The following is an 11,857-nucleotide window of genomic DNA, read 5'->3' on the forward strand; positions in this document are numbered from 1 at the left end:
AAGACTAATCTGTAGAAAACTCATTCTATGATTGAGTTCGCATAATTGAGCGAGGCAGACCTGTTTTGAGAATACTGCAGCTGCATTCCGACTTCATTGAGATCAAGCCGATAAAAAAAGAGATAGCCATAGCCGAGGATGCTGAGACAAGGCCCTTCAGACTAGACGACCTTGTCGTTCTGTTCACATGTGTGGAGCAGGGCGACGACGAATCAGTTGCTAAGCAAGCTATGAGCGCTGTGAACGAGTCGCTGAAGACCCTGAAAGCAAATAGAATCCTGATCTATCCGTATGCGCACTTGAGCACGAATCTAGCCAAGCCTGCAGACGCTCTCAGAATTCTCAAAACAATGGAAAAGCACTCCACAAACCTTGGCCTAGAGACACATCGAAGCCCCTTCGGGTGGAACAAACAGTTCACTATCTCCATCAAAGGGCATCCCTTGGCAGAACAGTCAAAAATCATTGTGCCCATAAAGGAGGCTAAGAAAGGGAGAACGGTAAAGAAGTGGAAAGTTCCCAAGCCCGAATATTTGATACTGAAACTGAAAGGAGACACTGCAGACCCGAAAGACTACCCGTTTGGAAAAGGCGAAGAGGACATCAAGACTCTTGTTGACAAGGAAGTCTTCAAGAAGGAAGCCCCGGGTGGAGAACCGCGTATCATTTCAGTTTTGAAGAAATTCGGATTTGAATGGGAACCCAGCTCCGACTCGGGGCACATGCGGTATGGACCAAAAGCCGCATTGATGGTTGATTTGGCTGGAGACTACGCATGGCAAAGCGTAAACGAGCTCAAAATACCGAGTTTCTCAATAAAAGGCACAAACCTGTTTAATTTGAATGTCCCAGCGATCAAGGAACATGCTGACCTGTTTGGCGAAAGACTCTACACAATGCGGGTTGACAATGAAGAGTTCATCCTGAAGTATGCATCATGTTTTCAGCAGTTCACAATGTTGAAAGACTGGATGATCAGCTACAGGCAGATACCATTCGGAATGTTCGAAATCGCAGACAGCTACCGATTGGAACAGTCAGGCGAGACGTTGCTGGGATTCAGACTACGAAGATTCTATATGCCCGATTATCATGTTTTTTGCAGAGACCTCGAACAAGCAAAAGAGATGATGCTCAGAGTTCACAAGAAAATCCACGAAAAAGTCAGAGAGCTGGGCAACCACTACGTTTCTCTCTACAACCTGACAAAAAGTTTCTTTGAAAAGAACCGGGACTTCATGAGAGAGCTAGTTGAAGCCGACCAGAGGCCTGCTCTCTTGCACTTCGTCCCTGAGGGAAAATACTACTGGGTCATCAATGTGGAATATCACATAACTGATGAGCTCAAAAGGTCAAGAGAGATAGCCACGGTTCAAATTGACATGGGAAACGCGAAACGATTCGGAATCAAGTACATTGACGAGAAAAGAGGAGAATCATATCCGCCTATCCTGCACACCGCCGTTATAGGAGGAATAGAACGTTACATCTACACAGTCTTGGATGCGGCACTGAAGAAGAAGGTTCCAAGTTTGCCTCTTTGGCTATCGCCAACGCAGATTAGAATCATCCCGATTTCGGACAAATTCACTAAAGACGCGGTGAAAATTGCGGACGAACTGGAAACGCATGATATACGAGTAGACATCGACGACCGACCTCTAACTATGCAGAGAAAGGTCCGAGAGGCAGAAATGGAATGGATAAACTATGTGTTAGTTGTCGGTCAGAGAGAAATGGAGTCTGGGATTCTAGCGGTTCGGGACCGAGAACTGAAGACGATTAGAAAACTGAGGATTCAAGAGCTAACAGAGGAGTTGAGGGCGAAAACTGCTGGAAAACCTCTTCGCTCGCTGACTTTGCCTAGAGAGCTGTCCAAGCGCCCGCAATTCTGATGTTCATTACGTCCAAACTCAGAATACAGATTTGACATCCATACATGTTATATAGAATAAATATCGCAGCAAAGGTCATGGACAAACGACAGCAGGTTGTTGTTCAAGAGCAGACGCCAAAGTTCACACCTACTCCAGTCGAAGAGCCGCGAATAAGTAGGTTGGAACTTCTTTTCAGGAAGATGTCTTTAGCGGCAATAACCATGCTTGGGATAGGATATATCCTTGTAAACGCCCCAGTGGCGATACTGATTGGCTACTCCATCTCGACCATACCGATTACTTCTCAAGCAAACATTAGCGCCGTCGCTGGAAGAACTCTCTTCCTCATCGCTTCATCCATATCTATCGTACTTGGCCTGCTCCTCATTTACGGCTCAGTTCAGTTCTATGAAAGGGGCAGAGTTAAAGACCCAGCCTTTCTAGGAGTGGCGCTCGGCTCGTTCTATTTACTTTGCCTTGGCACGGGCTCGACGCTACTACTTTCCGAGAGTAATCCAGCAGCTTTGACCTTGACAATCGCTCCCTTGATTATGGTCACAAGCGCTGCGCTTTATACTTCGTCTGATGTACGTTCGAAGCTGTTGGGCTCGGCATTGGGCATTTTGAGTGGGGTCGTTTTGGCTTACGCTATACTAAACCTTCGCGTGCTTGACCTCGTCTTTGGATGGGCCATTCCATTCACCGGTCCCTTTCTGTCGTTTACGGTCCTTGAAAGCGCAACTGTTGTTCTTGTGCCGATTGCTGTCACGGTTCACACGATCTACAGCTATGCTGGAGAAGAACGACCTATTCCACATGTGTTCGCACTATTGGTTGCACTTGTGTATGGGTTAGGCGCATTTGTCGGTTCGATCGTGCTTTCACTGAGCTTCTGGAGCTTGATATGGCAATCGCCGTGGATTGGACCGTTCCATAGTTTGCCCGAGTGGCTCATGAATGTTGTTGTATTTTGGAGTGCCAGCCTCGTCCTTTTGGACATCGGGGGCATACTGTTAATTGCTGTGGCTTGCACCGGATTCATCTGCATAGCGCGTGAGTTATCAAGATTTTAGAGAAATTGACCAGCCGCCTGCAAAAAAGTATAAATGCCTAACGAATGTTGCATACGTATTCCATAGCGAAAGAGGAGGAAATCCGTGGAGAAGGAACCAGCTGTATACGTAGATGGTAAGTTCTACCCTAAATCTGAAGCGAAAGTTTCCGTATACGATCATGGCCTCCTCTACGGCGACGGCGTGTTTGAAGGTATACGGGCATATGACAATGTAGTCTTCAGATTGAAGGAACACATCGAGCGGCTGTACAAGTCTGCACACAGCATCATGCTGCAGATACCCATTACTCAGGAGCAGATGATTAAGGCTGTCTTAGATACTCTCAGGAAAAACAAGCTCAAAGACTCTTACATACGTCTCGTAGTTACTCGCGGCGTAGGCGACCTGGGCTTAGATCCCAGAAAATGCTCCAAAGCCACAATCATAATCATCACCGAACCCATGATTGCGCTACACTCTAAAGAGAAGAAGGAGAAGGGCATAGCAGCAATGCTTACTTGGGTTAAAAGAGACCCAGTCGACGCCACAAGCCATGAAGTGAAATCACTAAACTACCTGAACAGCGTTCTCGCCAAGATTGAATCCAACAATGCAGGCGTCGATGAGGCCGTCTGCCTCGACCAGACAGGATTCGTGTGCGAGGGAGTAGCGGAGAACATATTCATCGTAAAAGGCAGGGAGATAATCACGCCGCCCACTTCCACCGGTGCCTTACACGGCATAACAAGAACTGCAGCTATGGAACTTGGGGAGAAACTTGGCTACGCGACAATAGAGAGAAATGTCACACCGAATGAACTGTTCACGGCTGACGAAGTCTTCTTGACAGGAACTGCCGCAGAGATCACACCCGTAAGAGAAATGAACAAACGGGTAATTGGCACTGGCAAAGTTGGACCCATAACCAGCAAGTTACTCAAGGAATTTGACAAAATGGTGAGAGAACCGAAACACGGGGTACGAATTCGCTAAGTATCCTTTGCCTCATCTCTTCTGTTTCGACACGAAGCCTTCCAGATGATTAAGACCTTCCTCCAACATTTCTTCAGGTGGTAGTATCACTGCTCTAAAGTGCCCAGACCCATAAGTTTCGTCAAACCCTGAACCATGGACTACTAGAACGCCAGTCTCCTCAAGAAGTTGACGTGCAAAGTCGCCATCAGTCTTCCACTGAGACCCGACGCCTTCAACTTTTGGAAAAACGTAAAAGGCGCCTTCAGGCTTGGCACTACTTATTCCTCTGATTTGATTGAGACGTTTCCATGCATAGTCCCGCCTTCGCAGCAACTTCTGTGTCATCTCTTCAATGTGCTTCTGTGAACCTTTGAGGGCGGCAACTCCAGCCTTTTGAACAGGTGTACTTGCACTCAGGCGTATCCTCGTCTGCTTTGCCACGCATTCCTTAAGCTCAACAAGCTTTCCCTTGGGATCATGGAAGTACACGTAGCCTAACCGCCATCCAGTCATCAAATAGGTCTTGGAGAAACCGTTCATTCCAACAACGGGCACATCCTTAGCTATGTGCGCAGCACTAACGAAACCTTCCTTGAACACTATTCTGTCGTAAATCTCATCTGAGACAAGCAGGAGGTCATGTTCGCCAGCCAAATCTATTATTTTCTTAACAGCTTTTTCGTTGTACAATGCACCTTTCGGATTGTTAGGGTTAATAGTCACTATAGCACGCGTTTTGTGAGAAATCTTCCGTTTAAGGTCATCAACGTTAGGTTGCCAGTTGTCTTCCTCAATGGTTTCGTACGAGACTGCACGGCCTCCGAAGAATTTCACATACGACATGTAGGGTGGATACGTTGGCCCTGGACCAAGACTTCATCGCCAGCTTCGACAATTGCAGCCATTAGCATTTGAATGCCTTCAGAGATGCCTTGGGTAACGATCACATCGTCAGCTTGAATGCTAACGCCATTAACTGTGCTTTCTTTTTCGCAGATAGCTTCTCGAAGTTCGGGCAAACCTTCGGACGGCGCATACCAGTTATTACCTTCTTCAACCGCCTTCATCAGAGCCTTTTTGATGTATTCGGGCGTTTCAAAATCATATTTGCACGGGTCGCCAATGTTAAGATAGAGTATCTTTCTGCCTTGTTGCTCCAGCTTCTTCGCAAAGGTCAGCACATCGCGGATGGTATACTCAATTGATTGCGTACGCCTGGTCGCCCTAAACATCATTCCTGCCTCTGCCGGTGTGCTGTGCAACTGACTCTAAAAGATTTCCGCAGCCAAAATGCCCAGTTTGCCACGCAAAACTTAACTTGAGAGCAGGAGAACACAGTCCAAAGATGATCATTATGAAAACGCTGATTTTGGCAGAAGACGATGTCAAACGGCTTCTGTCGATGGAAGAGGTTATGGAGGCAGTAGAGCTAGCGTTTGCCGAGAAAGGGATGAATAGGGCACAAACGCCTTCCAAAGTATTTCTTTCCTACCAGAAATACAACGGCGACGTTCGAGCCATGCCCTCTTATCTTGAAGGGCTTGACATCTCAGCGGTTGAAATTCTGAACGTCCACGAGAATAACAGAGCAAAGTTCAAGCTTCCCACGGTCATGGCAACTGTTCTAATGCTGGAGCCGAAGAACGGAACGCCTATAGCCATGATTGGTGGCACCTATATTGCCAACCTGAGGACGGGTGCTGCAGGCGGCATCGCTGCCAAGTATTTGGCGAAGAAAAGCTCGAAAATTGTGGGCTTGGTTGGCGCTGGAGCACAGGCAAAAGCACAGCTAATGGCGTTACTAACGCTTTATGGCAGTCTTGAAGAAGTGAGGGTTTGGAGCCGAACAAAGCAAACGCGAGAGGAGTTCTTAGAGCACATCAAAAGAGAGGTGGGTAAGAGGATTACACGGGTTGTTCCAGTAGAACGCCCAGAAGATGCTGTTTGGAAGGCAGACATCATTGCGACGACCACTCCTTCTAGGGCGCCAGTTGTTCTAAATGATTGGATTCAGCCCGGCGCGCACATAAACTGCATCGGAGCAGATGCACCAGGCAAGCAGGAAATAGACTCAGGCATACTCAAGCGAGCCAAGATTGTTGTGGACGATTGGGAGCAGGCTTCTCTCAGCGGCGAAATCAACGTTCCGTTCTCGCAGGGCGTATTGAAAAAAGAAGACATCTGGTGCAGCCTTGGTGAAATCGTTGCAGGTCTGAAACAAGGTAGAAAAAGCGACGATGAAATCACAGTTTTCACTTCCACCGGCTTGGCTGTACAAAGCGCGGTCACTGCCAACATTGCTTACAAAAAGGCTATGGCACACGGCTTGGGACAGATGATCGAGCTCTTATGAATTTCGACGGAACTGCCGTTACTTCAAGGAATTTGAGTCTCTTTAGAGACAATGAATCCCTGAGAAGTGTATATCGTAACCTTCACGGTCGCAGACTGCCCTGCGTAGCTGCTCCAATTCCAATTGCAGACGATTAGAACCGTCGAGTTCTTATCAAGCCTCGACGAGGGGTCTGGCATCCATTGTGTTATGTTGATAGGAGCTTGCTGATTGACTGCAATTGTGATTCGGTTTATGTCGACGTATGTGGATGAAGCTGCCGCGTTAGTTACAGTGACATTGAACTGCTCAGTGCTTGTTGTAGCATTAAGAATGACCTGTGGAATATCAAGGATAACTGGTTCTGGAAGAGTCCGGGTGCGCAATGCAATGTATCCTTGCAGCGTACTCACGCCCACGGTGATGCTTTGATTCATAAGGGCTGTCCAGTTGTAGAAGCATTGGAACTTGACGGGGCTGTCGCCAGGACTTAAGGCGTAGGGTAGGTTGGGAGTTACCTTATCTGTCGGAACAACGTTGCCCTCAAGACTAAACGCCGAGACGTTGACATAGGTTTGTGATGACTCTAGGTTTTGAACTGTCACATTGAAGTGGTTCACGCTTATGCCTGGGTTGAACTCGAGGTCTGTTATTATGAGAATGGTCAATGGCCTCTTAAGTTCGAAGATCTCGCCTCTTCCATCTTGAGAGAAGATTCGGATTTCCACTGGTCTGTCAGTGTACGGTAGCCGGATACCTGTATAATTTGCCCAATTCCATGTGGCGCGGAAGGTCTGCGAGTGTCCCTTCCTGAGAATAAATGGGATTCCAGGTATTGCCTCTGTTATCACGTGAACTCTGTTATCGTCGGTTGTTCTGGCCTCGATTCTGGTTATGTTGACGTCGGAAAGTGAATATGAGGGGTTGAGCAGGGTGACATCGAAGAACCTCGTATTCTGCTCTGAGAACTCAACACTTTGTATGGTTATGACAGGTTTCTCAGGAATTCGAAACTCGGATGGAGCATAATAGCCCATCGTGTACACGTAAGAGAATAGAGCGCCAACAATGAATGAAATGAGCAACAACAAGATGAGTATGATTTTTGAAAGCCCATGAATACTTCGAACCAAGCGCATGATGATGTTCCCCTATTGTAAACCTCTATTCAATAAGACTCTTTGTATTCAAACTTTTCCCTCGGAAAAACTTGCATCAAGTTGGGCTAATTGCGATTAAGCAATCCAAGGTACTTGTGTCACTAGACACAATAAGACTTTGGAGTCCACATACAACTATTGAAGCTTTTCCTTTCGGAATGCTTTCTCTTCTTCCCATGGCGTGGCTTCTAATACGAGGTAAATGTCGTTTCCTTCTTGATGGAGCCGCCATGTTCGTCCACTCATGCGAGCTAGCTTAGCCAGTTGGCGAATTGGCACACTTTCGATGCGGCATCGAGTCTTCAGATAATCTTTTTCGCCGATTCGCTGGATGTAGCTTGCTCTCCCTATTTTCATCCGAATTCTTTCAGGCATAGAGTAACCTGCGCCCGCTTCTTACTAATTGTAGCTCTAAACCAAATATGCCTTATGATAACCTGCCGGCTTCAACTAATCTTGGAGGTTAGCAGAATCAGTTACTTTATTACATGCGGGGCGTCACGATTTTGCGTAGGAAAATCTGTGTCTGTTCGTCCAGAGCCTTGGTCAGTTCTTCGTCAGATTCGCCTCTTTTAATGTCCACTTTCCGTTCTGTGGGTTCGATGTGGCTAGCGTTTACCCGGCGTCGCTTGACTCCGTTCAACTGCTTTGGACCCGTGATCAAGACGAAATTCTTGTCAACAATGTCAACAACGATGCATTTTTTGCCAGCTTCTCTGCCAGAGAGTTTGACGCAGATTCTTCCAATATCAATCGCGGGTATTGCAGTTCATCTCCATGCTGATTGTGCTTTTAACATTCATGACAGTACGCATTTATAACCTCATCGACTCTGCTTCAAAGCCAGATGCTCAACCACGAAGCTAAGGACGTCAAACACCTCATTTGAGGATAGTAACTCGCTATCAAGGACTAGGTCGAAAGGCGAGTAGTCCTCGCCCAATCTGAAACCGTAAAGACGATTATAGATCCGTTTGGTTCTGCCATCCTTTTCTTGGATGATTTTCTTAGCTTCTTCCACATCGATGTCATCACGATGAGTCAAACGCGATGCCCTTTCCTCAGCCGAGACTTCCAACCAGATTTTGAACCCGGCTTCGGATAGCCATGGCATGGTCCAACTGTCCAACACGACGTTGCCTTTTTCAGCCCACTTCAATAATTCGTGGTCAACTTGCTTGTCGAACTGTGGATCGTGCGCCCGCTCTTCAAGGAAACGTAGGCCTTCAGCGCTCTCCCACCACCCTCTTTCTTTCGCTTTGTAGCCCAACCTTAAAGCGAGTTCTTTGAGGGCGGTTCCGCCAGAGACATACTTGAGTCCGTATCTTTCAGCTAGACGCTTTGCAGCTGTGCTTTTTCCGCAGGCAGTTAAACCTGCCACACAAATAATGACTTTCTTGCTTTCAATAGTCATGCCGGAAGGGCGCTCCGGGTAGCACCTTTCAAAGACTCTAGCAGGCATGTGTTACAGAGTTGTCCGCCATACATGCGTTGGGGTCTTTTCTGGCTTAACGAAAGCCGGCCGATCTTAGAGGCTCCTCCCTGTGAGGCAACACCGAAAATGATGCGACCGCATCTGAGGCAGTGCGGGGCTTTGGATCGTTTCTTCTTAAAGTGTGTGGTTAGACCTCCTCCGCTGGGCAATTTCACTAGTTGCCTTTTTGTGGTTCTTGTTCGTTGGTGTGGTTTGGGCATAGGGTTAGTCGCCTCCAAGTCCTAAACCGAACAATTTGTTGAATATTATGCCAGCTAGGAATGAGCAGAGGAGATACCAGAGTATTACGTTGAGGTGTAGTGTTGGGCCTAGCCAAGGAAGATAGGCCACGATGTTGTCTACTGTAATAAGCATGGGCAGCAGCACGTACCAAAGAAGTAGCATGGGTACCATCATGAATAGTGATGTCTTCATGGATTGCCACATCATCTTTGACTGTAGCTGCATGACGTGTTTCTCCTGTTTCTTCACTTTGGCCATTAGTTTCTTGTCGCCTGATCGTGCAGCTTTCATTGATTCGCTTCTCCATTGGCTTATTTCTTTGTTCCAGTCTCGTAGTTGTTCTCTGTTTGTTAAGAGTCTGTTGGTGGTCGATGTGGCAAGTGAGATGGCAAAGGATATTAGCATGATGAAGAATGTTGAGTTAGGAATGTCTTTTAACAATTCTAAGGTCATGTGCTTGCTTACCCTCCGAAGAAGCGTCTGAGCGCTGGATACATTTCTGATACGCGTTCTTGCACCAAGATTTGATAATACTGGTACAGTATGCCGACAGACAAGAGTACCCCCATGCCTGATCCAAAGACGCCGAAGAAGTCAGCTACAGATGCAATTAGGCCGACGATGGCGCCGCCGAGGATGGTTACTGTTGGGATGTAGCGTTTCAGAACTTGTGCAATGGGGTTTTCTGAGCGTCTGAAGCCTGGGATCTGCATGCCTGAGCCTACAAGTTGTTGTGCAACCTTTGCTGGTCCGAGGCCGCCTACTTCAAGCCACGTTAGTGAGAAGATTATGGAGAAGGACACGAGGATGCCTGTGTATGCTAAGGCTCTGATTGGGTCAACGGCCACGTCTTGGAGGCTTCTGGGCGAAATTACGTAGTAGACTAGGCCGCCGAAGGGCACTGGTCCGCCTTCCTCACTTCTGTATTGTCCGAGGAGGTTGAGCCAGACGTTGTTGTTGCTTGGGTTGTAGTTGCTCCAGACCAGTTGCGAGATGAAGTATATGTTGGCGAAGAGGGCTGAGGCGAAGATGACGGGTAGGTTGGATACGTAGAGGAGTTTTATTGGGTAGCGTCCGCGGTATCCTCGGTAGCCGGCGTAGGAGATTGGCAGTTCGACGCGGACGCCTTCTATGTATATGACTATTAGGAAGACGACGATGGTTGTGATTAAGCCTAGTATACTTGGTAATTGGCCAGGTTCACGGATGAAGACTGAGATTAGAGGCTGTCCAGACAACGCGGTTTGTACGAGGGCTACTATGGCGCCCCAGCTTTTTCCGTCTTGGTGTAGCCATGTGGGGGTTGCTGCGAAGGTGTCCCATATGACTGTTTGGGCTACTCCGGCTAGGATGAAGAGGCTGATGCCGCTTCCGAAGCCCCAGCCTTTTTGGAGCATTTCGTCTAGTAGCATGAGTACTAGTCCTGCTATTATGAGTTGTATGAATATGAGAACCGAGGCTTGAGGTGGGAGGGCTCCGTAGACGCCGCCAATTATGTAGGCGAAGGCTTGTACTCCGATTAGGAGGAAGGAGAAGATTTTGCTGGCTGTGGTGAATAGCATGCGGTCGTCTGGGTTGCTCATGTCGCAGCCTATCATACCTGAGCCTGCGAGTAGTTGTAGTATTAGTCCAGCGGTGACGATGGGTCCGATTCCGAGTTCCATGAGGCTGCCGCGTTGGGATGCGAATATGACTCTGAGGTATAGGAATGGGTCGCCCTGTTCGGCTGTTATGGTTAAGCCGTATAGTGGGACTTCGGTCATGATTAAGTAGAGGGCGAGGGCTAGTCCGGTCCAGAAGAGTTTTTCGTTGAAGCCTACTTTGCGTTGGGGTGGTTTGACTTCGGGTGTGAATCTGGATAAAGGTTTGAATAGGCCTAGGAATCTTCCGGGCATGCGGTTGGTTTCACCTTAACGCTCTTGTTTTATGGGCAATCATGTTTGTGGGTAATTAATCTTTAGGCGGTTCTGTGTCTGCTGCTTCATGTGCTGCGGGTTCGTGAGCTTCGGTTGCTTCGTGGGTTTCGGGTTTTTCTGGCTCTTTAGTTGTTTCTATTATTTTGCCGCCTGCTTCTTGGATTTTTTTGGCTGCTGCTTCGGAATAGGCGTTGATTTTGATTAGGGCGGGTTTGGTTAGTTTTCCTTTTGAGAGTAGTTTTCCGTAGCCGAGTGCTGTGAGGTCGATGTAGGGTTTGCCTTGTTTTTTGGTTATTTGTTTGTGTCTGGTTTGTTTGTCGATTAGTTGGTCTAGTTGGTCTATGTTGATTGTGTTTGGGTGGCTTTGTCCGGTTATGGTTTGGGGTGTTTTGAAGCCGGTTTTTCCGAAGTAGTTGGGTTCGTATCTTAGTACGTATGACCATAGGTGTTTGTGTTTGCCTACGTTTCGTCCGCCTTTTTCTCCGTGTTTTCGGTGTTGGCCTACTTGGCCCCAGCCCATGGTTCTGGAGCCGCGGCGTTTTCGGGTTTTTCGTAGTTTGTGGGGAGACATCGGGTGTGTTACTTCCGTTAGTGTTGGTGTGTATGTTTTGCTTATGTGATGTTGTTAGGGTTGCTTTTATATCTTAACCATGGCTGGACGAGGGTTAGTATGAGTGCAGAAAAAAATTTTTGTGGTGAGAGTTCTGGTTTTCTGTTTGTGTTTGAGGGACTGTTTTTGTTTCTGTATGGCGTTTGTGGGTCTGTTTTCGCTGGTTTAGCGTGTTTTTCCATGTTGTTTAGCGTGAAGTTTCATGTTGTCATGCG

Annotated in this window: 13 protein-coding genes; 4 read left to right on the forward strand and 9 right to left on the reverse strand. The window is 47.5% G+C overall.

Annotated elements, in window-relative coordinates; genetic code table 11:
• Window positions 1-65: 65 nt before the first annotated feature.
• The 3 genes from VJ249_01520 to ilvE all read left to right on the forward strand — a co-directional run bounded on the left by VJ249_01520 (window position 66) and on the right by ilvE (window position 3,925).
• Entirely contained in the window at window positions 66-1,895 is a 1,830-nt protein-coding gene (locus VJ249_01520; GenBank protein HKZ93244.1) for a threonine--tRNA ligase, read from the forward strand.
• A gap of 77 nt (window positions 1,896-1,972) precedes the next feature.
• A complete protein-coding gene (locus VJ249_01525) occupies window positions 1,973-2,950 on the forward strand; it encodes a hypothetical protein (GenBank protein ID HKZ93245.1) in 978 nt (325 codons plus the stop codon).
• Window positions 2,951-3,034: 84 nt separating this feature from the next.
• Window positions 3,035-3,925 (forward strand): branched-chain-amino-acid transaminase, encoded by an 891-nt coding sequence (ilvE, locus tag VJ249_01530; protein ID HKZ93246.1) that lies wholly within the window; start codon window positions 3,035-3,037, stop codon window positions 3,923-3,925.
• A 12-nt stretch (window positions 3,926-3,937) separates the two neighbouring features.
• Here ilvE and VJ249_01535 read toward each other — a convergent pair whose 3' ends face one another.
• Together VJ249_01535 and VJ249_01540 are read right to left on the reverse strand one after the other, a co-directional pair.
• Window positions 3,938-4,750, reverse strand: coding sequence for an aminotransferase class I/II-fold pyridoxal phosphate-dependent enzyme (locus VJ249_01535; GenBank protein ID HKZ93247.1), 813 nt, complete (start codon window positions 4,748-4,750; stop codon window positions 3,938-3,940).
• Complete coding sequence (locus tag VJ249_01540) at window positions 4,738-5,142, reverse strand: aminotransferase class I/II-fold pyridoxal phosphate-dependent enzyme (GenBank protein ID HKZ93248.1); 405 nt, start codon at window positions 5,140-5,142, stop codon at window positions 4,738-4,740. The genes VJ249_01535 and VJ249_01540 overlap by 13 nt, the downstream gene beginning before the upstream one ends.
• 119 nt (window positions 5,143-5,261) lie before the next feature.
• On the opposite strand from VJ249_01540, the gene ala reads away from it, so the two are divergent.
• Complete coding sequence (gene ala / locus VJ249_01545; GenBank protein HKZ93249.1) at window positions 5,262-6,260, forward strand: alanine dehydrogenase; 999 nt, start codon at window positions 5,262-5,264, stop codon at window positions 6,258-6,260.
• 23 nt (window positions 6,261-6,283) lie between these two features.
• Here the strand turns inward: ala and VJ249_01550 are convergent, their stop codons facing one another.
• From VJ249_01550 to VJ249_01580, 7 genes are all read right to left on the reverse strand, one after another.
• Window positions 6,284-7,378 (reverse strand): hypothetical protein, encoded by a 1,095-nt coding sequence (locus tag VJ249_01550; protein HKZ93250.1) that lies wholly within the window; start codon window positions 7,376-7,378, stop codon window positions 6,284-6,286.
• A gap of 156 nt (window positions 7,379-7,534) precedes the next feature.
• Window positions 7,535-7,774 carry a hypothetical protein gene (locus tag VJ249_01555; GenBank protein HKZ93251.1) on the reverse strand — a complete coding sequence of 80 codons (240 nt, stop codon included), beginning with the start codon at window positions 7,772-7,774 and terminating at the stop codon, window positions 7,535-7,537.
• A gap of 109 nt (window positions 7,775-7,883) precedes the next feature.
• Window positions 7,884-8,162: a 50S ribosomal protein L14e gene (locus VJ249_01560; protein HKZ93252.1), complete on the reverse strand. Its 279-nt coding sequence runs from the start codon at window positions 8,160-8,162 to the stop codon at window positions 7,884-7,886.
• A 60-nt stretch (window positions 8,163-8,222) separates the two neighbouring features.
• Window positions 8,223-8,813 carry a cytidylate kinase family protein gene (locus tag VJ249_01565; GenBank protein HKZ93253.1) on the reverse strand — a complete coding sequence of 197 codons (591 nt, stop codon included), beginning with the start codon at window positions 8,811-8,813 and terminating at the stop codon, window positions 8,223-8,225.
• A 285-nt stretch (window positions 8,814-9,098) separates the two neighbouring features.
• Entirely contained in the window at window positions 9,099-9,569 is a 471-nt protein-coding gene (locus VJ249_01570; protein HKZ93254.1) for an EMC3/TMCO1 family protein, read from the reverse strand.
• A gap of 8 nt (window positions 9,570-9,577) precedes the next feature.
• Window positions 9,578-11,011 carry a preprotein translocase subunit SecY gene (gene secY / locus VJ249_01575; GenBank protein HKZ93255.1) on the reverse strand — a complete coding sequence of 478 codons (1,434 nt, stop codon included), beginning with the start codon at window positions 11,009-11,011 and terminating at the stop codon, window positions 9,578-9,580.
• A 55-nt stretch (window positions 11,012-11,066) separates the two neighbouring features.
• On the reverse strand, window positions 11,067-11,603 hold the full coding sequence (locus tag VJ249_01580; GenBank protein HKZ93256.1) for an uL15 family ribosomal protein: 537 nt from the start codon (window positions 11,601-11,603) through the stop codon (window positions 11,067-11,069).
• Between the last annotated feature and the right edge of the window lie 254 nt (window positions 11,604-11,857).

This window comes from Candidatus Bathyarchaeia archaeon (assembly GCA_035283685.1).
Lineage (GTDB): Archaea > Thermoproteota > Bathyarchaeia > Bathyarchaeales > Bathyarchaeaceae > DATETJ01.

Coding starts and splice junctions, on each gene's coding strand:
- VJ249_01550 (HKZ93250.1), bottom strand. CDS start 7,378: ATGCGCTTGGTTCGAAGTATTCATGGGCTTTCAAAAATCATACTCATC.
- VJ249_01525 (HKZ93245.1), top strand. CDS start 1,973: ATGGACAAACGACAGCAGGTTGTTGTTCAAGAGCAGACGCCAAAGTTC.
- ala (HKZ93249.1), top strand. CDS start 5,262: ATGAAAACGCTGATTTTGGCAGAAGACGATGTCAAACGGCTTCTGTCG.
- VJ249_01580 (HKZ93256.1), bottom strand. CDS start 11,603: ATGTCTCCCCACAAACTACGAAAAACCCGAAAACGCCGCGGCTCCAGA.
- secY (HKZ93255.1), bottom strand. CDS start 11,011: ATGCCCGGAAGATTCCTAGGCCTATTCAAACCTTTATCCAGATTCACA.
- VJ249_01535 (HKZ93247.1), bottom strand. CDS start 4,750: ATGTCGTATGTGAAATTCTTCGGAGGCCGTGCAGTCTCGTACGAAACC.
- VJ249_01540 (HKZ93248.1), bottom strand. CDS start 5,142: ATGATGTTTAGGGCGACCAGGCGTACGCAATCAATTGAGTATACCATC.
- VJ249_01555 (HKZ93251.1), bottom strand. CDS start 7,774: ATGCCTGAAAGAATTCGGATGAAAATAGGGAGAGCAAGCTACATCCAG.
- VJ249_01570 (HKZ93254.1), bottom strand. CDS start 9,569: ATGACCTTAGAATTGTTAAAAGACATTCCTAACTCAACATTCTTCATC.
- VJ249_01565 (HKZ93253.1), bottom strand. CDS start 8,813: ATGACTATTGAAAGCAAGAAAGTCATTATTTGTGTGGCAGGTTTAACT.